20 protein-coding genes are annotated in these 24,288 nt (G+C 66.4%); 1 reads left to right on the top strand and 19 read right to left on the bottom strand.

Going from position 1 to position 24,288, the window contains the following annotated elements; genetic code table 11:
• Positions 1-9 precede the first annotated feature (9 nt).
• The 17 genes from SYV04_RS42225 to uppS all read right to left on the bottom strand — a co-directional run bounded on the left by SYV04_RS42225 (position 10) and on the right by uppS (position 19,087).
• Positions 10-498 carry a hypothetical protein gene (locus tag SYV04_RS42225; RefSeq protein WP_321551790.1) on the bottom strand — a complete coding sequence of 163 codons (489 nt, stop codon included), beginning with the start codon at positions 496-498 and terminating at the stop codon, positions 10-12.
• Positions 495-4,343, bottom strand: a complete 3,849-nt coding sequence (locus tag SYV04_RS42220) for a type VI secretion system membrane subunit TssM (protein ID WP_321551789.1) — start codon at positions 4,341-4,343, stop codon at positions 495-497. Before SYV04_RS42220 ends, SYV04_RS42225 begins: the two co-directional genes overlap by 4 nt.
• Positions 4,344-4,345: 2 nt before the next feature.
• The gene (locus SYV04_RS42215) at positions 4,346-4,759 is read right to left on the bottom strand and encodes a hypothetical protein (protein ID WP_321551788.1); all 414 of its coding nucleotides are present in this window, start codon (positions 4,757-4,759) and stop codon (positions 4,346-4,348) included.
• Between the two features lie 30 nt (positions 4,760-4,789).
• Entirely contained in the window at positions 4,790-5,404 is a 615-nt protein-coding gene (locus tag SYV04_RS42210; protein WP_321551787.1) for a DotU family type IV/VI secretion system protein, read from the bottom strand.
• Positions 5,401-7,080 (bottom strand): type VI secretion system baseplate subunit TssF, encoded by a 1,680-nt coding sequence (locus SYV04_RS42205; RefSeq protein WP_321551786.1) that lies wholly within the window; start codon positions 7,078-7,080, stop codon positions 5,401-5,403. The genes SYV04_RS42210 and SYV04_RS42205 overlap by 4 nt, the downstream gene beginning before the upstream one ends.
• Before the next feature lie 25 nt (positions 7,081-7,105).
• The gene (locus SYV04_RS42200; RefSeq protein WP_321551785.1) at positions 7,106-7,705 is read right to left on the bottom strand and encodes a hypothetical protein; all 600 of its coding nucleotides are present in this window, start codon (positions 7,703-7,705) and stop codon (positions 7,106-7,108) included.
• Positions 7,706-7,721: 16 nt separating this feature from the next.
• Complete coding sequence (locus tag SYV04_RS42195) at positions 7,722-9,368, bottom strand: hypothetical protein (protein WP_321551784.1); 1,647 nt, start codon at positions 9,366-9,368, stop codon at positions 7,722-7,724.
• The gene (gene tssE, locus SYV04_RS42190) at positions 9,368-9,754 is read right to left on the bottom strand and encodes a type VI secretion system baseplate subunit TssE (RefSeq protein WP_321551783.1); all 387 of its coding nucleotides are present in this window, start codon (positions 9,752-9,754) and stop codon (positions 9,368-9,370) included. The genes SYV04_RS42195 and tssE overlap by 1 nt, the downstream gene beginning before the upstream one ends.
• Position 9,755: 1 nt before the next feature.
• A complete protein-coding gene (gene tssK / locus SYV04_RS42185) occupies positions 9,756-11,039 on the bottom strand; it encodes a type VI secretion system baseplate subunit TssK (RefSeq protein ID WP_321551782.1) in 1,284 nt (427 codons plus the stop codon).
• A gap of 18 nt (positions 11,040-11,057) precedes the next feature.
• Complete coding sequence (locus SYV04_RS42180; RefSeq protein WP_321551781.1) at positions 11,058-11,636, bottom strand: hypothetical protein; 579 nt, start codon at positions 11,634-11,636, stop codon at positions 11,058-11,060.
• A 46-nt stretch (positions 11,637-11,682) separates the two neighbouring features.
• Positions 11,683-13,347, bottom strand: coding sequence for a type VI secretion system contractile sheath large subunit (locus SYV04_RS42175; protein WP_321551780.1), 1,665 nt, complete (start codon positions 13,345-13,347; stop codon positions 11,683-11,685).
• A gap of 52 nt (positions 13,348-13,399) precedes the next feature.
• Positions 13,400-13,999, bottom strand: coding sequence for a type VI secretion system contractile sheath small subunit (gene tssB / locus SYV04_RS42170; RefSeq protein ID WP_321551779.1), 600 nt, complete (start codon positions 13,997-13,999; stop codon positions 13,400-13,402).
• Positions 14,000-14,135: 136 nt separating this feature from the next.
• A complete protein-coding gene (locus SYV04_RS42165) occupies positions 14,136-15,053 on the bottom strand; it encodes a hypothetical protein (protein ID WP_321551778.1) in 918 nt (305 codons plus the stop codon).
• Positions 15,054-15,059: 6 nt separating this feature from the next.
• Positions 15,060-16,106 (bottom strand): type VI secretion system protein IglI family protein, encoded by a 1,047-nt coding sequence (locus SYV04_RS42160; protein WP_321551777.1) that lies wholly within the window; start codon positions 16,104-16,106, stop codon positions 15,060-15,062.
• Positions 16,099-16,485 (bottom strand): DUF4280 domain-containing protein, encoded by a 387-nt coding sequence (locus SYV04_RS42155; protein WP_321551776.1) that lies wholly within the window; start codon positions 16,483-16,485, stop codon positions 16,099-16,101. The genes SYV04_RS42160 and SYV04_RS42155 overlap by 8 nt, the downstream gene beginning before the upstream one ends.
• A 17-nt stretch (positions 16,486-16,502) precedes the next feature.
• Entirely contained in the window at positions 16,503-18,227 is a 1,725-nt protein-coding gene (locus SYV04_RS42150; protein ID WP_321551775.1) for an AMP-binding protein, read from the bottom strand.
• Positions 18,228-18,295: 68 nt separating this feature from the next.
• The gene (gene uppS, locus SYV04_RS42145; RefSeq protein ID WP_321551774.1) at positions 18,296-19,087 is read right to left on the bottom strand and encodes a polyprenyl diphosphate synthase; all 792 of its coding nucleotides are present in this window, start codon (positions 19,085-19,087) and stop codon (positions 18,296-18,298) included.
• Positions 19,088-19,324: 237 nt separating this feature from the next.
• Here uppS and SYV04_RS42140 point away from each other — a divergent pair, with 237 nt between their 5' ends.
• On the top strand, positions 19,325-20,398 hold the full coding sequence (locus SYV04_RS42140) for a type IV pilus twitching motility protein PilT (protein WP_321551812.1): 1,074 nt from the start codon (positions 19,325-19,327) through the stop codon (positions 20,396-20,398).
• A gap of 51 nt (positions 20,399-20,449) precedes the next feature.
• Here the strand turns inward: SYV04_RS42140 and SYV04_RS42135 are convergent, their stop codons facing one another.
• On the bottom strand, positions 20,450-23,203 hold the full coding sequence (locus SYV04_RS42135; protein ID WP_321551773.1) for a choice-of-anchor A family protein: 2,754 nt from the start codon (positions 23,201-23,203) through the stop codon (positions 20,450-20,452).
• Positions 23,204-23,614: 411 nt separating this feature from the next.
• Positions 23,615-24,100 (bottom strand): DUF2127 domain-containing protein, encoded by a 486-nt coding sequence (locus SYV04_RS42130; protein ID WP_321551772.1) that lies wholly within the window; start codon positions 24,098-24,100, stop codon positions 23,615-23,617.
• Positions 24,101-24,288 lie beyond the last annotated feature (188 nt).

Genomic DNA, 24,288 nt, shown 5'->3' with positions numbered 1-24,288 from the left:
TCACTCCGCCTACTTGGCGGCCTTCTCGGGTGCCGCCGGGGCCGCGGGCTGGAGCGCGGGCTGAGGCGAGGGAGGCGCGTTGGCTCCGGTCCGAATGCGGTTCTCCAGCAACTCCAGCTCGACCTTCTCGGGCAGCGGCACATCCAGCAGCGTCTGCCAGGCCCCATCCGGAGTGGTGAAGAGGAACGCGATCGCCACGGGCAGCTCGGGCGGCTTCTTCACCCGGACTTGCTTCGTCGTGCCGGGGTAGATCACCACCGTCTGGAGCACCGTCTTGTCCGGAGTGACCACCTTGGCCGCGACGTCCACGTACGTGTCGGCCAGGTACTGCTTGGGGTCCACCTCGCGGATGACCATGTAGAGCGGGCGCCCCTCATTGGAATCCGCCGGTGACTTGATGTTGACCGTGAGGTGGGCCGGCGCACAGCCGACCGCGAGCAGCGCCGCGAACAGCCAGCCGAGGAGCCCGCGCCCTGACGACCGCCTGTGGGCGCTCACTTCGCGTCCCTCCGGAACGCCGCCCAAGGCTTGCCGCGCAGCCCGAAGCTGACCTCCATCAGTTGCGCGCTGGTGTCTCCGTCCGGCCCGGGCAGCGCCCACACCATGTTCTGCTCCTCCGTGAGCGTCCCCAGCTCGAGCAGGCGGAAGCAGCTCCACGACGAGCGCGCCATCTCCACCGTGCGGTACCGCTTCCCCTCTCGCTTGGGTGAGCCCAGCTCCACGCCCAGCGAGGCGGTCCGCTGGTCCCACCAGTTCAGCGGGAAGTCCTGCCAGGTGGGGCTCTGGTTGAACCCGAAGGCGGAGGCTCCCCCACACTTGAAGTAGGACCTCGTCACGAAGTCCCCGGGAGCTGTCAGCCGAGGCAGCGGCAGCGGCCGCACCTGCAGCGCCAACGGCACCGGCTTACCCTGCTCGTCCCAAAGCGTGCGCGACAGCCGCGCCATCTGCTCCAGCGTGCTCAGCATGCGCGGCGGTGGCGCCAGCAGCTTTCGCAGCGGGCGGCGCAGCGCCCACTCCGAGCCGCGCTCCACGAGCAGCGGTGACAACACCTGGTCGATGAACTGCCAGAACTCCCCATCTTTGCGCCGGAGCACCTCCAGGTCCGACGGGTCGATCTCCTGCTGCGCGTTCGGATCGAACGGATAGCGCTTCACCAACGGCTCCAGGAAGCGCTTGTACCGCGTGTTCCACTGCTCCCGGACGACCGCGTTGACCTCCTCCATGCCGCGCTCGCGCACGTCGAGGAAGGGCTTGCGGAACGGCACCCGGAACTCTCCGAGGATCCCCTGCTGCTCGAGCCATACATCGACCTTGGCCAGATAGGAGCCCTCCTCCTCGAGCGACATCGCGAGCGCCACCCGCCCAAGCGGAGAGAGCAGCTCGGCCAGCTGCGCCCCGGGAGCTTCTTCCGTGACGGCGCCAGCCTCCGCTTTCTCCGTCTCGGCCTTGCCCGCAGGGGCCTTCGCCGCGGGCGCCTTGCTCGCGGGCTTGGAGCCGGCGAGCTCTCCATGCAGCTGGGACACGAGCAGGCGGTACTCATCGAACGCAGGCGTCTTTCCGTCCTTGTCCGGCGCCATCAGCTGAACGATGGGCTTGAATGGCTCGATGGCCTTGCGCAGCGGCTCGTAGAAGCGACTGTCGAGCGGCCCGATGCTGGCGCGGTCCGACACATCGCGCAGCATGTCCGCCAGATTCGAGGAGGGCTGCGACAGCGCCCCGAGCTCGGCCCGCAGGGTGCCCGCGGGCGCCTCGAACTTGTAGCCACGGAACGCGGCGAAGAGACTCTGGCTGTAGTTCTGCGAGAACCCCTTCATCTTCCCGAGCAGGAACGTCTCCTGCGTCGCGGCCTTCTCTGGCGTCAGGTTGGACTTGTCGAGTCGCTGCGTGAACTCATCCACCAGCGGCTTGATCTCGGTGTCGAACTGCTTGCGACTCACCAGGGGCCCAGAAGGCACCCCCACCCCCTCCACCACCTCCCCGTCCTCTCCCACCGCTCCACCCACCGGCACGACCGTGCCCTCGGCCGAATCACCCCGAGGCTGGTCGAAGGCCAGCCGCTCCGACTGCTTGACCTGCAGCTCCAGCTTGTCCAGCAGTCGCTCGGAGACCGTCATCGTGCTGAGATCGAACGTGTCGAAATCGGGCGCTGAGATCTCGAATACCACGTCTCCCGCCTTCGGCACGAACAGGCCGTTGGCTTGCGTGAGGAGCTGAGCGTCGGACATCTCATGGCTTGCATACAGCGCCTCGCCCGCCTCCTCTTCCAGCGCCAGCACCGCTTGGAGCGCCTCGTGATTCTCACGCATCCAGGCAAGCGCGCGCAGGGTCTCCTTGACCCCTGCGAGATGGCCTTGTTTGACGCTCGTAGGAGAAGCGTTGAGCCGCTCCAATTGGAGCTCTCCTTCCGAGTAATACTGGGCGGATTCCAGGAGCACCAGGAGCTCTGCACGCTCCGCCTGCAGGCGCTCCCACTCCTCCAGGTCCAGTTCCTCCTCCTCCAACCAGGCCTTCAGCCTGTCGAAGTGCCTCCACCAGGGAGCGATCTGGTCCTTGAAGGTCAAGTTCTGGTAGGGCCACTTGTACCAGTCCCCCTCCGCGGGGTTCTCCGGATCCTCGGCGTCCCAGGGCTTGTCGCTGTTGATGACGTAGATGCCGGCGATTGCATCGACCACCCCGAGCCGGTCCATCCAGTTGTTCTGATCGCTCCCTCGGTTCGCCTGGTGGTGCAGCTCGAGCGCCTCCTGGGCCCAATTCCACTTGCCATGCTCGCTGCTATCCAAGCTGCCGAGGATGAAGTCGCCGAGCGCATCCCCCCGGGAGGCGTTGAGGATCGCCTGCATGTAGAGCATCTGCTCGGGGCGGCAATCCTCGGCATAGTGGTAGTACTCGGTGTCCTTCGCCTGCTTGTTCTTGCACTTGGGCTGCGCGGAACACCCAGGGACCTCGTTGCAGCTCGCACATACCTCCCGACAGTGCTCGAAGAGCGGCTGCAGGTAGGCCTCGCGGATGATCCCCGCCAGCTTGGCGCGCAGTTGCCGCTGGTCGTCCTGGAAGCTCTTGCGCAGCGGCGGCCAGTAGCGCGACGACGCCCAGACTTTCTCCATCGCCACCATCGCCCCGGCGGCCTCGCGATCGACGAGCTCTCCCTCGGGCTTGATACCTTCTTCCTTCAGCCGCTCCGCCATCTGCTCGAAGTGGTTCACCCGATCCCAGGCATTGCCCAGCACCCGGTAGAAGTTGACGTACGCGGCCAGCACCGGCAGGCACCCCAGCGCCAGGATGATCGCGCAGCGCCGCAGGTGGACCCAGCGATAGTGGCTCTGAAGCTGCTGGACCTTCTTCTCGGTCTGGACGGCGAGCGAGCCCATCGCGCGCGACTCCGGCGAGAGCGTCGACAGGTACACGCGCGTGAGGTTGGGTGGGAACGACAGCGAGCCGCCCTCCCGAAGCCCGCTGACGAACCGGATGAGGCCCTCGAACGCCTTTCCCAGGCCGGAGTAGAACGCCTCCAGGCGTTCGAACGCCTCCACCGGAAGGGCCGTCAACCCGAGGGCCAGGTGCTCCTCCAGCCGCTTCAGGTGGTCCGCCAGGCGCCTCTCCTCGCCTCCGGCCGGCACCTCCATGTCGAGCGAGACGCCGTGCCCGCGCAAGAGCTTGGCGAAGTCCGCGAAGCCCGGCAGGGTGTCCATGTGCGTCAGGCAGACGCGCGTCTCCACGGGCGCCTTGCACACGTCGGAGATGAGGTTGAGCTTGCCGCGCAGCAGGTGGGTGAACTCCCGAATCTCATCGGGAGGCCGCTCACGGAGCCAGTTGGCATCCAGCACGATGACCGCCAGCGCCCGCTTGTTCCGACCGATGCTCTCCTTCCACAGCTTGCGCAGCGCCTCTTCGGCCTCCGGGGTGATGTTCCCCAGGAGCGAGGAGGAGATCTTCTGCACCACGGACTCGGGCCCGAGGTAGATCTTCACCAGCGGATCTTCCTCGTAGCTCGGCATGAACTGGCGCTTCTGCCGCTGCCAGTCCACCTCGAGTCCGATCAGCTCCGCCTTGCCACTGCCCGCGGGCCCGAGCACCACCACGGCCGGAAAGTCGACGACGGCGGAGCGATAGCGCCAGGGCAACGCGCGCAGGAAGCGCTTGTAGGTCCCGACGAGCCGACGAGGGTGCAGGGCCTCCCCCTCGGTGGCCGCACCGCCCTTCAGCCCCTTGAGCCACTTCTGGAGCTTGGGCCGCCACTTCTTCGCGGTGAGCGCGAGGACGACGACGAGCAGGATCCCCAGCACGAGCAGAATCCAACCCAGGTGCGGTCGCACCGCCGTCCAGATGTTCTGGAGCGCCCCCACCGTCAGCTTCCTCCCCGTCTCCCACCCTTGGCGGCCAAGGGGTCGGCGGACACATCCCAGAGATCGATCGCCTCCAGGATGTCTTCCAGCTGGTCCAGGAGCTTCGCCATCTTCGCGCGCCCCTTCTCCTCTTCCTTGGGCGAGGGCAACGCCCCCGCCTTATCCGGGTAGAGGGCGGACACGCCCTGCACCACGTCGGCGAGCAGGAATGCCACGCCTTCACGGCGTGCGCCCGTCATCTCCTCCACCAGTTGCGCGCGCCATGCCTCTGGCGCCAAGGACCAGGGGCGCACCCCATCAGGACTGGGAGCAACCAGGGCACGCAGGCTCTCCAGCGTCGAGCTGGGGCTGGCCGCGATGACGCGCACCAGTTCCTCCAGCAGCGCCGCCGGTGCCACCGCCGTCCTGGGGGGCATGCTCGGCTCCCTCATCTCCGCGCCCTCAACTCAATTCGAGAGCGCCCACAATACCACCGGCAGACAGACAATCACGAAACCGGTCGTCACGTAGTACCGGAGGGGGAAATCGTAGGCCTGGAGAGGCTCCGCGGGAGGCAGCGGAGGCGGCGGCGTGACCGCGGCCGGCTTGGGGATGCGGGCCGAGAGCTCCTTCATGTAATCGAGGATCTTGGCCGGCCAGCTCGCATAGCGGCCGACGAAGCCCGCGCCCAGGCAGAAGTGCAGCATCTCGTAGACCGGGATGGGCGTGCCCGGCTGCCTCAGCATCTCCTCGGTGAACTCGAAGAAGTGGTCACCGCCCCAGTCCAGCTCGAAGAAGTGCTTCTGGAGCATCGGCCACAGCGAGGGGTCCTTGTCCTCCAGCCTGCGCAGCACGAGCTCATCGAAGAGGTAGGTGAGCGGCCGCAGGAGGTCCTTCACCAGGTCGGCCCGCATGTCGACGCTGAGCGCCATCTGCAGCTTGAGCAGCTCTTCGATGAGCTGCTCCTGGAGGTACTTCAGACGCTCGGGCTTCACCTGCGCCGCCGACGGCACCAGCTTCTCGATCAGCGCGTTCCCCTGCCGGTACGTTCCGAGGATGGCCTTCCAGTGCTCGAGATTCATGGCGACTTCTTCGGCGGGAAAAGCTCTCGACCGGCGACGGTGGCCCGCAGCTCCACCGTTGCCTCATTATTCCATACATCGAGCAGTTCTCTCACCTGATCAAGAAAGCAGACGACCAGGGGCTCGAAGCTGGGGTCGAACGCGTCGAACTCCGCCTTGTAGAGGTGCTGGATTCCCGTGCCGCGGAGCGCTCCGTCGGGTTGGGTGGTGACCGTCAGATCGCGCAACCAGGGGAGCACCCTGCGGAACGGGCTCTCCATGGGCGTGCCGAGGTAGTTGAGCAACGCGATGAGGTCATCGCGCGTCAGCGTCGACCGGGTCCGCATGGAGAGCACATGGACGAGCGCGGACATGTCGTGCTGCAGGTGGCTGTCGAGGTGCTGCTTGACCTCACCGGACACCTGCCACTCCAGCCCATCGATGTGCCGCCCCGGGAGCGTCGCCTTGATACGGCCCGACGCCTCGGGGGCAAACCCCGGCTGATACCAGAGCGCCTCCACCTGCAGCTTGCGCGGCGTCGTGAAGGCCTCGGGCATGTGGACGATGAGGCTCTGGTGCGCGTTCAGGCTCGCATCGATCGTCTCGTCGATCTCATAGCTGGGTGACTGCTCGCCCGGCTTCCGTGCGTCCGCATTGACGTCCGGAAGGTAGCTCGGCCGCAGCGGCGCCCGCCCTGCCTTGGTCAGCTCGTACACCCCCTGCACCGAGTGCAGGCTGAACTCGCGCCCGGTGCTCACGCTCCGGATGGCGTACTCGGTGCGCGTGCCATCGGCGGTGATGACCTGGGCCGGCTCGCGCTTGAGGTTGGTCACCGGCACGCTGAAGGGCACGAAGAAGTCCGGGTGATGGGAGTTGCCCGTCCTCCAGTCCGACTTGAGATCGAAGCAGAGCGAGAACCGCTCCCAGTCCACCGGGCTGGTCGGCACCTGGATGTGGACGAAGAGCTGCTGCTCGGGCAACTGGAAGAATGAGCGCAGGCGTTGGAGGGGGTGCGAGTAGGCCACCGCGTCATCCGGCGCGGGCGGCGCACGGCTGAAGGAGACCTCCTTGCACAGCAGCCCCTTCTGGTACGCGTCCGCGGGCTCGTTGTAGACGACGCTCACCCGCTCCAGGGACTTCTGCAGCGCGTGGAAGACGGCCAGCGACGTCCGGTACTCATCCAGGTGGCGAACGTGAAGGCTGAGGACACCGACGGGGTCCGGGCGCGTGAAGCGAGACCGGAAGGTCACGATGAGCCGGAAGCCTCCCTCGCGCCGCACCACCTCCGAGCGCTCGATGTAGACAGGCAGCACGCGCAGATCCCGCTGGAGGCGGAAGGCACCCGCCTTTCCGTCCGCGGGCGCCAACCGGATCTCCGTGCCGCGTGGCAGCTCCACCACCTCGGCCATCCGCTCCCCTGGCAACGCCTGGATCATGGCCGACGCGGGGACCGGCTCCAGCAGGAAGTCGAAGAAGCCGGCGAAGAGCCGGCGCCACGTGGAGCGCAGGTTCTTCATCGTGGCGTTGCGCGTCTGCACCGAGAAATAGGCCATCGCCTCGATGAGGCGCCGCACGTCCGGGTCCTCGCGCTCCAGCGGGATGGCGGGGTGGCGCTCCTGGAAGCGCTGACGGAAGCGCTCGAGCCCGTCCAATTCGGACAGGTAGTCGAGGTAGATTCGCTCCGATAAGTCCTTCACGGTCCCTCCTCCCGGCGCCTCGCCGTCAGCCCAGCTTCACCAGTGAGCCGCCCACCGTCGTCATCGAGCCCTTCAGGTTGGCCAGGCCCGACGACTCGAGGCTCAGCTGGCCCTGGGCCGTCACCTTGGCGATCGCCGCCGCCATCTCCGCCTGGCTCTGGCCGCTCAGCTTGAGCGTCAGCCCATCCACCTTCGCCTCCCCCGCCGTGGCCGACATCGCCGCCGCCATGCCCTTCATGGTGAGGTTGCTGGTCGCCTCCACGTTCACGTTGGCGCTCGAGGAGAGCTTGGCGTCCTGGGTGGCGCTCTGCGTGAGCTTGGCGCTGGAGGTGAAAGTCATGTCCTTGGTGCTCGTCACCTCCAGCGTGTCCTGGCTCGTCCACTTCGAGGCCTTCGTGGAGGTGAGCGTGATGGTCTCGGCGTCGAGCGTGTAGGTCTTGCAGGTGACGGCGATGCTGTCGGCCTTCTGGACGACGGTGCTGGTGTCCGACTCGCCCGCCACCTTGAGCGTCATCGTCGTGCCGTCCATGGTCACCGTCTGGGTGATCTTCCCGTCGGCGTTCTCCACCGTCACGGTGATGCCCTTCTGCTTGTCCAGCTCGATCTTGCAAACCAGGGTGCCCATGAGCCCTCGCCAACCGTCATGACTGCTCTTCCTGAACCAGGATGAGCAGGGAGCCTTCCTTGACCTCGATCTTCGCCGTGTCCTTGTCGTTGATGCGCTGGAGCTGGAACACCGGCTTGGCGTCCTCGTAGTAGTGCTTCATCGCCGTGCCGCTCGTCGTCGTCTTGCCCATGAGCAGTTGCACGCCCTGCCCATCCGAGGGCATACGGGCTCCAGCGCGCCAGTCGAGGAAGCGCTTGAGCCAGGCCTGCTGGAAGTCCATCGCCACCAGCACGCGTGAGCCCTTGTAGGCCGGGAAGTAGAACTGGCCCGGCTGCAGGTTCGCGTTGAACGGGACGGTGATGATCTGGTTCTCCCACAGGGGGATCTTCACCTTGTAGCTGTCCACCGAGGTCTCGGAGTCGGTGTACGCCTGCCAGGTCTCGTGGGTGTCCTCGCCCACCTCGCTGACGATCTTCCCCTCGATGTAGCGCGGATAGCGTGGCGCCCTGTACTCGGGCAGCTCGACGTAGGTCTCGTCCTTGCGCTCCAGACGGGAGCTCATCGAGAAGTGGTAGCCAGCGGTGGTGCCCTGGTGCTCCGAGTCCGCTCCGGCCTCGATGGCCTCACCGCGCAGGTGCATCCGGCGAACGCGGAAGGTCTCGGAGGCAGGGACTCCCGCGGCCGAGAACCCCGTGGTGCCAGGCAGCTTCACCAGCATCCCCGGCGTGAAGGAGGCGGCTGGCAGGCGCCGCCACTTCAGCTCCACCTCCAGCCCTCGGATCTTGAGCCGCGCCGTCTCCAGCGTCACCCGCGCCTGCACCTCGTCGGCGATGGGCGTGCGCAGCAGGATGTCCTGTCGAATCCCGGAGACCGCCTGCTCCTGGGTGATGGCCTCCGTCGCCGTGCTTTCCGTGTAGGAGTTGAGCACCGTCACGTCGTGGCGGATGACCTCCGGGAAGACCACCTCCACCTCCGCCACGTCCTCGGGGCGAAGGTCCAGGGGTGTCCCGGAGGCATCCTTGGCGGCGGAGAGCTTGTAGCCCTGCTCCGTGTAGTCGTAGCTCAGCACGCCGTTACGCGTATCGACGTACCAGAGCATGAAGTCATAGAAGCTCGCGCCCGAGTCCGGATCGAGCCCGAGGAAGATCATCGGGCAGGAGGTCTCCAAGCCGTCGGTCCAGTCATACGTCAGGGAGATCTTGTCGCCCTTGTGGGCGTCGAACACATCCTTGAGCGTCTTGCTGGTGTAGAGGACGGTGGGGTGGTGCTGGCGCCACAGCAGCCGGGCCGCGTCACAAAAGTGGACGCTGTAGCGACGATGCAGGAGCGGCGCCCCCTTCGCCATCGTGGCCGGCATCTCCGTGAGCGACTTGTCGATGATGAGGCCCTTCACCTGCAGGGAGGTGACCTCCGGCATCGTCGGCGAGTCGGTGAAGGACGCCTTGAGCTCGAGCGAGACCTCGCCCAGGTCCGCCTCGAGGAAGTCCGCCAGGATCTCGTCCTTCTGCTTCCCCCCTCGTCCCTGATCATCGACGACAAGGAACTCCACCCAGCCTTCCAGCCCCCAGCCGCACAGGTCGAGCTCGAAGGTCCTCACGTTGCCGGAAGGGATGGTGTGCTCCGTGCCGGCGAGGGTGAGCTTGAGGGTGGGGACCAGCCGGTCCGTGAAGCCGGTCTCCATCAAGCGCTCTCCTCGACGCGAACCAAGCCGCTCACGGTGTGGAAGGAGAGCCGCAGCTTGCACGGCTGGTCGTTGACGACCCCCTTCAACTCGAAGTGCAGCCAGAGTCCGCTATCCCGCCCCTTGAGCTCCACCGACACCTCGCTCATGCGCGGCTCGTGCTGCTCGATCTCCGATTGGATCTCCTCGACGAGCGTCTTGAGCAGATCCCGTGAGCCATACTTCTCGGTGTAGGCCCCGAGCCCGAAGTCCCGAACGAAGTAGCCGTAGCCCGACTTGGTGTTCAGCACGGCCTCGATGTTGCGAATCACGTGCGTGAGGCTGTCCCGGACGCTGTGTCCGGACTTGTCGCCCTTGAACTTGTCGAGGAACGACTTGCGAGCCATCTCACGCGCGCCAGAACAGCGAGACATCGCTGTCCTGGTGCAACTCCGTGGTGGGGAAGAAGGCCAGGCCGTTCTCCTTCAGGGCGTGCTGCGTCCACTCCTCGTTCCGAGTGATCTGGAGCTGGTACCAGTCGAGGTCATCGTCCATGCCATGAGGGAAGGCCACGTACTCCACGGGCTTGAGCTGGATCCCCTTGAGCGCCATGCGGCGCACCGTGGAGAGCCGAGAAGGGCTGGCCACCTTGATGCCATCGATGGAGACCTTCTTGCCGTCCCGACGCTTCACGAGCAGGTAGATGTCGGACGCGGAGCGGGCCTCCTCCGGCAACGGAGAGAGGATGAACTTCCCCTCCCGGAAGTCGAAGGGCTGGTAGGTGGAGCGGGTGACCTCGGGCCTGAAGCCCTGCTCGAGCAACCGGTACCACTCCGCGAGCCCTTCGCCGATCCAGTCATGCTCGTAGACGGGGAGCTTCGGGCTGGGCAGCTCTCCCAGGTAGGAGCAGGTCTCGAAGTACAGGCGCCGGAGCGCGTCGAACAGGTGATAGGGGTGCAGATAGACGCGCCCCTTCTTCAAGTCCGCCAGCATCGCCAGCACGCGATGCACCTCGCACAGCACTCGCCCAGCGCTGTTGCGGTGGTGCTGGTTGAGGTTGATGTCGTCGATGAAGTGGGCGCGGAGCTGGTTCTCCACCCCGCTCAAGAACGGGGCCAGGTCATCGAGCAGCCAGTCCAGCAGCGGATTGGCCCCGACGAGCAGCAGCGGCGGTGCCCACTTCTCCACCAGGCGCCACTGCTTGTCCTTGCCCTGCTCCACCCGCGCCAGCTCCAACGAGTCGATGGAGCCATCCAGCTGCGGATCGATGGAGAGCTGCAGCTCGTGGATGACGCGCTCCAGGCCCAGGGGATCCTTGGCATAGAGCGGGATGCGCTTGGCGTCCGCCTCCTCCGTGCGGGTGCCGCTGAGCACATGGAGGTAGAGGGTGAGCTCCGGCCGGCCCTTGTCGTCCAACGGGAAGCGCTCGACGGTCGCATTGCCCGGGACATGGATGACGAAGCCCGCCTTCGTCACCGCCGTCAACGACGAGATGGCGATGAAGCCCTCGCCGAGCTGCGTGCTGTCCCAACGCAGCTCGGCGATCCCATAGGAGGGCAGCCCGGAGAGCGCGGCGTGCAGCCGCATCTCCGCCTTGAGCGCCTCCTCCTGGGTGGTGAAGTGCATCGGGAGGAGGGTCTGCCCCACCTCCCAATGGACGCGCGCGAGCTTGAACTTCCAGGGCTCGTTCATGCTCAGGCGCGGCTCAGGCTACGCCGTCTCCGTCACGCCCCACTGCTTGACGATGTTCTTCGAAGAGGCGGTGGCGATGTTCACCGACTGCTCCGTCGTCTGGGGCTTGATGCCGATCTGGAAGGTGTAGTTCTTCGGCGACTGCACCTCGGCGGACGGGTCATCCGCTACGGAGATGTTCAGTTCGTCGCCGCTCTTCTCGAGCAGCCCGTTGACCACCGCGTCCACGTAGTTGGACTTGAAGTACTTCTTCGCGAGCGGATCGTACTCGTAGACGACGTACTTGAAGGCCACCTGGATGTTCGAGAACGAGCCCAGGATCATCTCGGCGAGCTTCTGCTTGTTCGCCGTGGAGACCTGGCCGGAGAAGTACATCGCGTCCGTGGTACCGGTCTCCCACAGGTAGTGGTTGAGCACCGCCACGACCTTGTCGGCCAGCGCGTTGGCCGGCTGCTCCGGATCCTTCAGCGTCTCCTGGTCCGCGGTCAGGTCCTGATCGCCGATCTTGATCGAGAGGATGTAGCCAATGGGGGACTGCTTGTCCTTCTTGAAGTTGAAGCCCTGGTAGACGTCGAGCGCACGGGAGAATTGAGGCATTTCCCACTCCTACGAAGATGGTTGTGGCGAGGGGTTCCGATGGGGATCAGCCGAGCCGGGACTCCAGCATCAGCGTCACGTTCAGGCCCTCGAACTGGATGTGCGGCAGCACGGCGACCTTGCAGTCGTACCAGCCGATCTCGCCGGGACGGGAGATGACCTCGACGCTCGTGGCCTTGAACGGGAAGCGGCGCACGGTGAGGTCGTCCGGGTTGGCTACCGTCGTCACGTACCCCGCCAGCCAGGCTTCGATCTGCTGCTGGATGTAGACGGCGTCGGCGGTGCTGCCGATGTTGTCGCGCATGATGCACTTGATGTAGTGCGCCAGCCGCGTGATGGAGAACGTGTAGGCCAGGTTGGCCACCAGCTGCGAGTTCTCCGAGTCCTTCGGGTCCTTGAACCGCTTGGTCACCTTGAGCGACTGGGTGCTGAAGAACGTCGCGTCACCGGAGCCCTTGCGATAGACGAGCGGCATGATGCCGTTTCGCGCGAACTCGTACTCGCGGTAGTCCGGGATGGCGATCTCCACCGGCGGCATCATCTCTTCCTGGCCGCGCAGCGGGAAGGTGTCCACCGGCAGGCCGGTGATGAGGCCGCCGCCCTTGGGCCCGCGGATGGCCTGGCACCAGCCGGCGATCTCGAAGGCCTTGACCATGTTGCGGGCGAACAGGATCGCCGCGTTGCCCCAGAGGTACTTGGACTGGTCGATCTGACGTGGGTCCTTCTTCGGATCCTTGCGCGGATCCTCCGGGTCCGAGATCTTGTCCTCCTCGACGCGGCGAATGGCCTTCTGGTCCTCCGTCGGGAAGCTCTCGAGCTTGATGATCGACTTGTTGTCAGCCCGGGTGTCCTCCTCGAAGTTGAGCACCTCGCAGGGGTTCTTCTCCGGGTGCCAGGGCGAGCGCAGGACATAGCGGGGGAAGGTCAGGCCGATGTAGGCAGCCTCCTCGGTGTCGCGCAGCTTGTTCCAGCGGCTGAACTTCGGATGCGCCAGATGGCCGTCGAGGTCCTTGATGGCCTCCACGTCCTGGGCCTTCTTGTAGGCGCCGTCGAAGAACTTGAAGTTGGCCGAGGACACGAAGGGGCAGTGGGCCGCGTTGGCCACCTTGCCCATCAACTGCAGCCACTTGAGGTCGGCGGGCGTCGAGTCGAACTCGTACAGGCCGATCATCACACCGTAGGGACGACCACCGTACTGATCGTACTCCTGGATGTAGACCTTCTCGAAGAGCGCGCTGGAGAAGATGTTGCTCGAGTTGTTCTCGAAGTCCTGGGCGAGCTCCTTCTTCTCCACGTCCAGCAGGTCGATGGTGATATCGGCCTTGAAGTTGGTGTTGGTGACCAGGTCCTCCAACCCACGCCAGGCGGCCTCCATCTGCTGGAACTTCTCGTTGTGGAGGATCTCGTTCATCTGGAGGTTGATCAGGTCATCGATCTTCTCGATGGCCCGAGCCACCCGGCCCTTGTCGAAGCGGGCCTTGCCCTTGGGGTCGGCGGGCGCGACCGGCTCCACGTTCTGGAGCAGGGCCGCCAGGCTGGAGAGGAAGCGCATTGCATCGGCTTCCTTGTCCTTCAGCTTCTTCTCCTCCAGCTGCTTGGTGATGTCCGTGTTCTCGGTGAAGTCATCCTTGATGAGCGACACCTTGAGCTGCTCTTCGGTGAGAGGCTCGAACTTCAGGCTCTCGATGAACTTCTTCACTTCTCCGGCCATGGCGAATCCTCGGGTTCTCTCTCGATAAGGGGGCTGCGGACGCGTCCCAGCGCTAGGTGGTGGGGGTCACGGGGGCATCGGGGGCCTTGCCCGCCGGCAGCTTCAGGCTCTTGTGGGTGGCAGCCAGCTCGTCGGCGATCGCCTTGCGCTGCGCCTCGTCCTCGAAGAGCTTGTAGATGGCGTTGCGCAGGTCCTTGCGGTTGTCGATGCTGGACTGCATCTCCGCCAGCAGCTTGCGCAGCAGCAGCAGCGCCTTGAGCTTGGGGACGTGCTGGACGATCTCATCCGGGTGGAACGACTTCATCCGGGTGATCGGCAGCTCGACCGGCAACGGCCCGCTCTCATCGATGAAGTTGGTGATGCTGTCGAGCTTGAGGGACATCTTCATGTCCTTCATGACGTCATCGAGGTTGCGACCGTTGAGCGTGCGCATGCGGCGCGCCTCGAGGTCGATCTCCTTGAGGTCACCGGCCTCGTTCTTCTTGTCCTTGCCGTTCTCGTCCTTCTCCCGGCGGTCCGCCGAGGTACCGAGGGAGAAATCACCCAGGATGAGCAGGCGCAGCGGCAGCTTGACGGTCTCGGGCTCGCCGTTGATCGTCGTACGATAGGTCAGGGTAATGCGTGATTTGGGCAGCTCGTCCTGGATTGCCACGGTATCTCCCGGAATCAGAACGCGCCCCTGCCCCGCCTCGACCCCACCACGCCCAATGCTCGGACGCGCTCATGCTGATGGATTGCCACAAAACCCTAGCTGGGCTTCGGGCCCGGTCAATTTTTCGACAGGCTGATCAGCGCTCGCGCGTGCTTCGCGCCTTCGAGGGAATGCCCGAGAAGAGGATGATCTGTCGCGCGTGCTCGGGCCCGCCCCTGATGGGGTCGTAGCCGAGGTAGCTGGTGTCCTCGAGCTGGGCAAAGCCCTGCTGATCCCTCAGCACGAGGATCACCGTCACCGGGGCCAGGGCATCGACGAGGTACGGGAGGATGCGCTCGTGGAGGCGGAGCCGGGCCTCCTCCGCCCAGGGCTTGCCGTCCCCGGTGGACGAGCCATCGAGGTAGATCCACACGATGACGCCCCCCATGGGGACGCTGGCGAAGCCTCCCACGGCGGCCCCATCTCCGAGCGCCCCACTGCCCAGCCGCAGGCCCCGGGCGTCGATGCGCTGGCGGCTCGTCTCGCGCTGCACCGCCACCTCCGCCTCCGGGAACACCTTGGAGCACAGCCAGTGCAGGCTGCTGGGACTGGCCAGGCGCAGCAGCTGCAGCCGGTGCAACGTGGAGTCCTTGCCCGTCCACCCTGGCAGCAACGACTCGTCCCGCTCCGGGAAGAGGCCTCGGAAGCGCGCCGACAGCAGGACGTGGTCGAAGTAGCCGATGAAGCGCTCCATCTTCTCCGGATCGATCTGATCCATCTCGCGGAAGAAGAACGAGGGCAGCGGCGTCTGGATGCCCAGCAGGCCCAGGTTCACGGTGACTTCCACGCGCGCGGGCAGCTCCTTGCCCAACCGCGTGTCGAAGTCCGCTGGGATGAACTGGATCTCCTGCAGCAGGTGGGGCTGATGCACCGTGGTGCGGTGGCTACGGAACTCGATCTGGTCGCTGCCGTAGCCCATCCTGGAGAGCAGGGAGAGCAGCGCCGGGATGTCGAAGTCCTGGATGCGCTCGGCAACGTGCCGCTGGAGACGCTCCCTGCCCTGCTCCGCCACCATGGATGACTACTCCTCCGCCTGCTCGGCCTGGGCCAGGAAGGCTTCGAGGTCGACCCGGAAGAGCTGATCGAGCGAGCGGAACGCCAGCGACTCGGTGCTCTGCAGCAAGGGCTCGAATGTCTCCGCGTGCGTGCTCAGGCCCGCGTAGAAGCGCGAGAAGATCATCGGCAGGTAGAGGCGAGGATCGAACCGCTCGACGGTGGCCAGCACGTCCATGGCGACGACACCGGCCTTGAGGAAGTCCTGGCGCTCGACGAGCACGTTGAAGGCCTCGAGCTTGCGCAGCAGCAGCGCCATGGGCGGCGAGATGGGCAGGCCCGGCTCAGCGGCTGGCGCCGATGAGGCCGCTCGCCGCACGGGGGATGTGGTGCTCGGCGCCACCTGCTCGTCCTCGGGCTCCTGCTCCGGCTCCGAGACCGAGGCAGGCTTCGCGGGAGCTGGGGAGGCCTTCTGCTCTGGAGCGCTCGGGGCTGGGAGCGTGCGCAGGTGATCATTCAGCCATGCGACGAGGGCACGGAAGGGCTTGTCACAGCCGCTCTCCGGGAGCGTCTCATCGAGGGCCGCGAGGACCTGGCCAGCCAGCGGAATCGCCTCCTCGAGGGGAGCGCGGTTGGCGGGCTCGCCCAGTTGCTTCCAGCGCGAGTCCTTGAGCTTCTCGTGGTGCAGCAGGTGCTTGTTCAGCGTCTTGAGCAACCAGCGCAGGCCGTTAGCGGTGAGGACGACCTTCTTCTCCGGCGGGCCGAAGGCGTCCCAGCTCTTCGTCAGGGTGACGATGATGGAGCGGAAGAGCCCCGGCATCGCCTGGAGCCCCTTCTCGTGGAACACCCCAAAGAGGTAGGGGCTGATGAGCCGTACGTCGCGGACCTCTGCTCGCAACAGCGCCTCGGCCATGCGCGCGGCCTCGGCGTAGTCGCCGTTTCCCACCCGGTCGGCGACGTCGTCCACCCGCGTATCCGGCTCTTCTGAATCCGCCTCCTCCAGCGGGGCGCCCTCGAGGGGCTCCTCGAGCAGTGAACCGTCCAGAGGGGGAAGGGAGGAAGCTTCGTCAGCCATCCATCACCACGAACTGGCCGGGGCTCACGACCTGGATGACTCCACCCCAGTTGCACATGAGTTTGCAGTTGCTGTCGACGGCCGGCATGTTGCCGATGAACACTGTGGGCACGCCCGGCATCCATGGGGCGGTGGTCACCGGCACACACGGCATGGGCGTGAGCACCCCCAGGGCCGCGGCGGTCGCGGCGGCGACCGTGGGGTTGGAGGGGGACTGGCACATCCCGAACGGCAGGATGTTCATCAACGGCACGTTGTCCATGATGTTCGCCGCGGGCATGGAGCCCAAGACGTGGTTTGTCGGCAGCACCACCATCGAAGAGGGGGCCACGCCGAAGCTGCATTGAAGCATGGCGCCCATGACGACCTGCGCACCCATGAGACCTCTCCCTCAGCTCACCCGGTCATCCGGTCCCGCGCATCGTCACCCGACCTTGCCTCGCTTTCCAGCAAACGGCCACGCACTCCCGTGATGGCCCGGAAGATCGGGTGGTTCGACTTGCGGTGGAGCGCGCCGGTCTCGTACTGCGAGCGACACCATGCGTCGTCGAGGCCCTTCTTCGCCATTCGGGGATAGAGCGGGAAGAACTCGATGCGGTCCGGCAGGTACTCGGCGCCCAGTTGGAGCTCGAGGTGCTGGCGGATCTGCTCCCTGCGCGTCCCCGCCTCTCGCGCTGTCACAGCGGGGAGCTCGGCTCCGGTGAACACGAGCAGCACGTAGCTGTGCCCCTGCAAGCCGCCCGTTGGCACCGGGAACACCGAGGCGCCCGCGGAGAAGGGCATGTCCTGGAGGGCCGTCACCACCTCGGCGGCGGGGTAGACGCGCCCCTCCCGCCGCACGTCGCGGGTGGCGGCATAGAGGTGCTGGTCTCTCACGCGCGAGAGGACGACGTGGCCCGGCGGGCGCTCCTCGTCGGGCAACAGCGTGAAGACGCCGACATCCCCCGGCGCCTCCTGCCCGCTCATGTTGATGTCCTTCAACGTCCAGGTGCGCCCGGGGGCCGGGGACGCATCGACGTGGATGTCCCCCACCCTCCTCAGGGAGCCCACCACCATGCCCCCTGCCGCGGCGTCGATGAGGACGTTGGCGTGCTGAGCCTCGGTGAGTTCGCACTGGCGCACCCAGTCTCGCCAGGACTTCCAGTCGAGTGGCTCCTCGGGGCTTCGGAACCAGAGGGAGACCTTCGCGAGGCTCCCGCTCCGGGACTTCAGGAGGATCTCCCGCAGCTCCGGGCAGACGCCCATCGTGTGAATGGGGTGCGTGTAGAGCGGTGTCGGATCCCGTTCGAGATCCTCCAGCTCCAGGTGCAGGAAGGTGGCGCCTCGCAGCAGCGCGGCGAAGAGCAGAGCCGGTTGATGCTGAAGGAAGTGGAGGCCGGGAGCCGCGAGGTGATCGCCCACGCCCAACCCGAAGGTGAGCATCCCGTCACAGAGCGCACCCTGCCAGGCCTGGGCCGCGGTAAGCGGCACGGGCGTGTCAGGAGGATCCGCCAGCGGCGAGAACAGCAGGCCAACGGGCTCATCCGGCTCGTAGACGTGCGAGCTGAAGCGCGGGGTCGCCACGCCTCGGCCGCGTAGCAAGAGCTTCTCGAAGCCCTCGAACAGGGGGACCTGGTGGGGCTCGGCGGCGATGTGGTCTGGCTGCAGAATCTCGAGGCGGTGAGGCACGAAGCTCATGCCTCGGGTGGGCAGCAGGCTCACGCAGGCGCCCAGCTGCAGCGCGGCCAGGAGAGAGATGACCTGTTCCACTCCCACGTTGTAGATGAGGCAGACCTTCGCCCCGGGTTTGACGCCCTGCTCGGCCCACTCGGCGCTTCGCCGAGACGCCCGGTCATGAAGCTGGCGGTAGCTCAGCGTCTGCCATCCCCGGAGCTTGTCATAGGCCCGCAGGGCAACGCGGTCCGAGTCGAAGTGCCGGAGGACCAGGTCATGGAAGAGGTCGTAGTGCTGACCCGGCTGGCTCTTGGGCTGCACCGCGGAGCGGCCCGCGTGCGCGGCTCTCAACGCGACGAAGAACCCCTCCGGGTCCTCCCAGCTCTCCCGCAGCCAACGCGGAGGTCCCGCGTCCGGGTGGTGGCCCTCATCGAGGTACTTGAGGATCTCCCGCACGTCGAAGGGCATGTCAGCACCACCCCATGGCGCGGCAGCCTGCCGCCTCGCCACGGGGCTGTACACTTTTAGGCCTGAACTCAGGAGGGGGTAGGATCGACGACGCCGCCCCGCACCTGTGCGGAGGTCTGCCCGTATCTGCGCTCCCTCCGCTGGTACTCCGCGAGGCAGGCCAGGAAGGCCGGCGTGCGGAAGGCCGGCCACGGCTCTTCAGCGAACACCAGCTCCGAGTAGGCGGCCTGCCACAGCAGGAAGTTGCTGATACGCTGCTCTCCGCTGGTGCGGATGACCAGGTCCAGCGGAGGCAAGCCGTTCGTCCACAGGTGGCGCTCCAGCTGCTCCTCGTTCACGGCGGCAGGCTTCAGTTCCCCTCGCACGGCCGCCTCGGCCAGCAGGCGCGCCGCGCGTACCAGCTCCTCGCGGCCGCCGTAGGAGAGCGCCAGGCTGAGCACCATGCCGGTGTTGCCCGCGGAGTCCTCCCGCAGCCGGTCCAGCGGCGCACGCACATAGCGAGGCAGCCGGTCCAGCTCGCCAATGGCATCGAGGCGGATGTTGTTGTCGAGGATCTCCGCGCGCTCTTTCTCCAGGTACTCGCGCAGCAGCTCCATCAGTCCGGCCACTTCCTCGGCGGGGCGGGCCCAGTTCTGGGAGGAGAAGGCGTAGAGCGTCAGGGCGGAGACGCCCAGGCGGCGCGCAACACGGGTGACTTCGCGCACGCTGGAGGAACCCTCGCGGTGGCCCTCCAGCCGGACAAGCCCCCGCTCCTCCGCCCAGCGCCCGTTGCCATCCATGATGATGCCTACATGGCGCGGCACCCCTCGCTCCTTCACCTGTTGCTCGAGGAGCTCATCCGGCGACGCAGGGCTGGACATAGGCTGGGGAACCGTAATGCACGAGGTGGATTTCGTCTACGGCACGCACTTGCGGCACCCAGGCAAGTGGCTGGCCGTCGCATCGGTGGCGCACTCCGAGCGGAGCAAGCCCGCCAGCAGAAGCGTCGCGACACGCGCCGCTAACCCTGTCGCCGTCCAGGACGAGAACCCAAGACACCGCCTTATGGACTGGAGCCCCGAGATGTTAGGGTTCCCCCATTTCGCGAGGTAAGAATCCTGGACAAGGCAACACTCGACAAGCTGCTCTCCGTCGGCGTGCAGAACGGCGCCTCCGACATCCACTTCCGGCCTGGCGACCCGCCCATCTATCGCGTCAACGGCGTGCTCCGCCCGCTGAAGATGGACAGGCTCAGCCCGGAGCACACCCGCGAGGTGGCCCTCCACCTCATTCATGATCCGAACGCGAAGAACCAGATCGACACCCTCCAAGAGCACGATGCCTCGTACGGCCTGGCCGGGGTCGCCCGCTTCCGCGTGAACATCTACCGGCAGCGCGGCACGCTCGCGGTCATCCTGCGCATCATCCCCGCCAGCGTGCCCACCATCGACACGCTCGGACTGCCGGAGGTCCTCAAGTCCATCGCCAGCCAGGACCGCGGGCTGGTGCTGGTGACGGGGGCCACGGGCTCGGGAAAGAGCTCCACGCTGGCGGCGATGATCGACCACATCAACCGCAACGAGAGCCTGCACATCCTCACCATCGAGGACCCGATCGAGTTCGTCTACAAGAACATCAAGTCCTCCATCTCCCAGCGGGAGATCGGCCCGGACACGAACAGCTTCGCGATGGCGCTGCGCGCTGCGCTGCGGCAGGACCCGGACGTCATCCTCGTGGGCGAGATGCGCGACACGGAGACCATCGACATCGCGCTCAAGGCCTCCGAGACGGGCCACCTGGTGCTCTCCACGGTTCACACCACGGACGCCTCGCGCACCATCAACCGCCTCGTCTCGGTGTTCAACGCCGAGGAGCAGGCGATGGTGCGCATGCGCCTGGCCGACAGCCTCAAGGCCACCATCTCCCAGCGCCTGCTGCCCCGTGGCGACAACAAGGGGCGCGCGGTGGCGCTGGAGATCATGGTCCAGACGAAGACCGTCCAGGAGTACATCCGCGAGGACCGGGCCAACGAGCTCAAGGACGTCATCGAGAAGGGCCGCGACACCTACGGCACGCAGTCCTTCGATCAGCACCTGAGCAAGCTGTACCGCGATGGCATCATCACCCTGGAAACGGCCCGCGGCGCAGCCACCAACCCCGCCGACTTCCAGCGCGCGCTCGAGTTCGAGTGAGTCAGGAAGCCGGGCTGGAGACACCGCGAGTCTCCAGCCCGGGCGTGGCCGCTACCGGCAGATCTGCCGGTTGGTCAGCACGTTGATGTGGCCCTCGGCGTTGCCCGTCAGCGACAGGGCGTAGAGGCCTCCATCGAAGCTGCCATCGCTGAAGTTGACGTGAGCGTAGGGCGCCAGCACCGTGCCCCAGAAGCCGTAGCCCTGCGCGGTGATGGAGGTGGTGTCCACGAAGTTGTAGAGGATGCCGTTCTGGTTGATGCCGCCGCTGAACGAGTGCCCGAAGCCCGTGAAGGTGGCCGAGGCACCGTAGATGTTGACCACCACCAGCGAGCCAGCGGGCGCTTCGATGGACAGCAGCTTGGCGCCGGTGAAGGCGCTGGCGTTGACCTTGAAGACATTCACCTGGGCGTTCGTGCCGCGCAGCATGACGCCGCCCCACGTCTCGCGTCGCGTGGTGCCGTTGACCGTCAGGCCCGCGAGCTTCGTGGACAGGCCGCGCAGCTCCGCGAACCGGGCGGCGAAGTCGATGGGCGTGCCCTGGGACACGCTGCGGCCTCGTGGGTAGACCACCGTGGTGTCGGCGCTGAAGCTCCCCCCGTACCAAGCCTCTCCCCAGACACCACCGCGGGAGAGCGTCAGGTTGCCGCCGGCCACCACCGAGCGGGCCGTTGAGCCGTCCGGCACCGAATGGGCCATCGAGAAGTCCGTCATGGTGAGGTTGCCACCCACGGCCACCTTGCCCTCCACGTCGTGTCCCCCGTTGTAGTCGCCGAGCAGGAAGAGGTTGTAGTCGCTCAGGTTGACGTTGATGCAGGTGGCGCAAGAGCCCACCGTGAGTGAGCGGACGGCGGTGCTCACGTTCCCCGCGTTGTCCGTCACGCGGTAGGTGACCGAGTACTGGCCCGCCTGGGTCTGGTTGAGGTTGCTGGTGACGACGATGTTCGGGGTGAGGTTGCCGGCGCAGACGTCCGAGGCCGTAGCGCCAGGGTCCACGTAGGGCGCGCCATTGCACTCGAGCACGGACGGCCCGGGGCGCACCTGGAGCTGGGGCGCCAGGGTGTCCTGGACCTTCACCGTCCTGCCGAGGGTGGTGCCCTGGCCAGCGGGGTCCACCACCGCGTAGCTCAGCGTGTAGTTGCCCGGCAGCGCGACGTTGACGGCACCGGAGGTGACGATGGAGGCGCTCAGGTCTCCAGCGCAGAGATCCGAGGCTGTGGCGCCCGGGTTGGCGTACGGGGTGCCGCACTCCAGCGTCTGGCTGGCCGGGCCATTGAGCGTCAGCACTGGCGGCAGCGTGTCGCTCACGGTGACCGTGCGCGTCACCTCCTCAGGGCTGTTCCCGGCCGAGTCCTCCACGTCATAGCTCACCGAGTAGATCCCCGGCGTGTGGGCGTTCACCGAGCCCGTCCGAACGATGGCCGCCGTCAGGTCCCCCACACAGAGATCACCCGCGGTGGCGCCCGGATCCGTATACGCCGAGCCACACTCCAGCGTCTGGCTGACCGGGCCCACCAGCGTCACTGTCGGCACCACCCGGTCCACCACCGTCACCAGGCTGGTACACGTGGCGCTCCTGCTCGCGGCGTCGGTGCAGGTCAGCGTCACCGAGGTCGTGCCGATGGCGTACGGACCGGCCGGACTCTGCGTGCAGCCCACCAGGTCACCGTCCGCGTCCATCGAGCCGTTGTCGATGAAGGCCTCCACGCCGCAGGTGTACTCGGCCACGACCGTCACATCCCGGCAGAGGGCTACCGGCGGGCCGTCCTGGGGCGCGAAGTCGGGAATCTTGCAGAACGCGGTACACGCGCCGATGTTGGCGCTGGCGTCCGTCTCACGGCCGTTGCGGACGCCGTCATCGCACTCCTCGCCGATGGCGGGATCCAAGATGCCATCGCCACACCAGCTCTCGCGGCACGACCAGGAGCACGTCGGCTCCGGCACGAGCTGGAGCGCCGGCTGGCCGTTGCCGTTGTCCCCCAGGTCGCACTCCTCGCCAGAGGACACGTGGTTCGAGTCACCGCCGCAGCCCAGGCCCAGCGACGCGGTGCCGTACGTGAGGATGTAGGGCGTGCCCGCGAAGCTCTCCTGCCAGTCGTAGTCGAAGTGGAGCTGCGAGCCGGGCAGCGAACCATTCGCATCCACCGCGACCGCCGCGATGGAGAAGTTGCGCTCCGGGTAGCTGGTGAACACCGAGCGCGCGGCGCACTCCCTGCCGCTGAGCGCTCCATCCGAGAGCCCCTCCGTGACGAGGGCCGGGTACTGCGAGAAGACGTGCCCAGCGGTATGGGCGCCGCAATCGGCACCCGCCACCGTGAAATTTCCGAACGGCTGCAGCAGCGGCACCGGCGTGTTCGGCGCTGCGCCCTGGTAGGCGCAGCCCAGCGCCACGTACATGCCGGTCAGCTTGGGAATCGCGGTCGCGAAGGAGATGGCGTTCTCCACGAGCTGCTCGGTGCCATTGGTCGTCGGGTTGGTGCCGATGATGACGACGTTGCCGTCGACGATCGCTCCCCACCTGTCGCGGGTGTCGATGGCCGCCTGGAACGCGCGCTCCCCTGGCTCGCACGTGCCGTCGCCGATGATGAGCGCGCGGTAGCTCATGAACTGCTCGGCCGTCATCGTGCTCCACTGGGCGGGGGTGACCACCTCCACCGGTATCCCCAGGGCGCTCGCGGCCGCGGCCTCGCGGCTCGAGGTCCCACCACTCACGGACGAGCCCAGGATCAGCACCTTCTTGAGGCTGTTGACCTCCTGGCGCACCGTGCTCGCGGCTTCCAGCGCCGGCTGCGTCAGGGGTTCAGTCAATTCCTCACCACAGGAAATGACTGTCAGCGCAGACATCAGCAGCAATGCCTTCCACGAAGCTCTCAATGCCATTTGATCCCTCGATAATCCAAGCAACGGCAGTCGCACCCGAGATCACCTCTGCATGGGAATTCCTGGTATTTCATAGACAACCAGGGTTCAATCCACAGCACAGGGCGGCCCAAAGAGTTGCTCTTAATGCTGAACACTGGCAAGCGAAATTTGACCGTCTGGATTTGTGGGCGGTTCTTACCTCGCCCCTGAAACATTGTGACGCTCTCGCTCGGAGAAACCGCCTCCCGCGCTGTAAACAGGGCATGAGACACGCCAAGGGAAGAAAGGTGCCACGCGAGAAGAATTCATCCTCGCGAGCAATTGCTTCCCCGGCGGGAACCCACTCGGGGACGTCAATTAAAACATTTCTTTCCGGGCTCTTCCCGCCCGGAGCCGGAGCCAGACGAGGTAGGCGACGACGGCCGCGTTGAGGACGAGGACGAGCACCTTCGCCTCGGACGGGCGCCGGGCCATGGAGACGAGCTCCGCGGGGATGAGCACGCTCAGCAGCGCGATCACCACCCATTCACCCCACGCCTTGCCCCGGTAGATGAGCCCGCCTTCGAGCGCGGTGGTGAGCCCGTCGAGCCAGGCCGCCAGCCGGGCCTCGGCCACGAGGGTGCCCAGGCTGTGCGCCCCGAGCCACGCTCCGATTCGGCGCATGAACGTCCCTCCCGAGGAGAGCTCGGTGGCGAGGTGCTTCGCCAGGGCGCCCGCGCTCTCGGGCGCGACCGTCAGGAAGAGCGCCAGGCCCAGCATCAGCGTCGCTTTGGTGAACTTGTAGCCGATGATGAGCTTGAGTCCGAAGGGCCGCTCGGACGGGCCTGGGGACAGTGGCGGCATACGGTACAACCTGCCTGCCGGGGTGCTCGCCGCCCATCTTCCGCTGGCAGGAGTGTGCGCCGCCCGACGAATCCTCCGCGCTCCCTCGGACCGGCCCCCAATCTCAGACGTCCGACCTTGTACGCGGCTTTGGCAGTCACCCGCCCGCCCGCCTGCCTGCCTGAAAGGCCGACCATCCCAGGGAAAAC

The sequence above is a fragment of the Hyalangium ruber genome (genome assembly GCF_034259325.1).
In the GTDB taxonomy this organism is placed as follows: domain Bacteria; phylum Myxococcota; class Myxococcia; order Myxococcales; family Myxococcaceae; genus Hyalangium_A; species Hyalangium_A rubrum.
The sequence above is the reverse complement of the archived record's forward strand: the minus strand, read 5'-3'. Positions and strand labels throughout refer to the sequence as shown.

What these genes read in the sequence shown, in the direction of transcription:
- SYV04_RS42215 (WP_321551788.1), bottom strand. Translation starts at nt 4,759, where the DNA reads ATGCCCCCCAGGACGGCGGTGGCACCGGCGGCGCTGCTGGAGGAACTG.
- SYV04_RS42210 (WP_321551787.1), bottom strand. Translation starts at nt 5,404, where the DNA reads ATGAATCTCGAGCACTGGAAGGCCATCCTCGGAACGTACCGGCAGGGG.
- SYV04_RS42200 (WP_321551785.1), bottom strand. Translation starts at nt 7,705, where the DNA reads ATGGGCACCCTGGTTTGCAAGATCGAGCTGGACAAGCAGAAGGGCATC.
- SYV04_RS42195 (WP_321551784.1), bottom strand. Translation starts at nt 9,368, where the DNA reads ATGGAGACCGGCTTCACGGACCGGCTGGTCCCCACCCTCAAGCTCACC.
- tssE (WP_321551783.1), bottom strand. Translation starts at nt 9,754, where the DNA reads ATGGCTCGCAAGTCGTTCCTCGACAAGTTCAAGGGCGACAAGTCCGGA.
- tssK (WP_321551782.1), bottom strand. Translation starts at nt 11,039, where the DNA reads ATGAACGAGCCCTGGAAGTTCAAGCTCGCGCGCGTCCATTGGGAGGTG.
- SYV04_RS42180 (WP_321551781.1), bottom strand. Translation starts at nt 11,636, where the DNA reads ATGCCTCAATTCTCCCGTGCGCTCGACGTCTACCAGGGCTTCAACTTC.
- SYV04_RS42175 (WP_321551780.1), bottom strand. Translation starts at nt 13,347, where the DNA reads ATGGCCGGAGAAGTGAAGAAGTTCATCGAGAGCCTGAAGTTCGAGCCT.
- SYV04_RS42165 (WP_321551778.1), bottom strand. Translation starts at nt 15,053, where the DNA reads ATGGTGGCGGAGCAGGGCAGGGAGCGTCTCCAGCGGCACGTTGCCGAG.
- SYV04_RS42160 (WP_321551777.1), bottom strand. Translation starts at nt 16,106, where the DNA reads ATGGCTGACGAAGCTTCCTCCCTTCCCCCTCTGGACGGTTCACTGCTC.
- SYV04_RS42155 (WP_321551776.1), bottom strand. Translation starts at nt 16,485, where the DNA reads ATGGGTGCGCAGGTCGTCATGGGCGCCATGCTTCAATGCAGCTTCGGC.
- SYV04_RS42150 (WP_321551775.1), bottom strand. Translation starts at nt 18,227, where the DNA reads ATGCCCTTCGACGTGCGGGAGATCCTCAAGTACCTCGATGAGGGCCAC.
- uppS (WP_321551774.1), bottom strand. Translation starts at nt 19,087, where the DNA reads ATGTCCAGCCCTGCGTCGCCGGATGAGCTCCTCGAGCAACAGGTGAAG.
- SYV04_RS42130 (WP_321551772.1), bottom strand. Translation starts at nt 24,100, where the DNA reads ATGCCGCCACTGTCCCCAGGCCCGTCCGAGCGGCCCTTCGGACTCAAG.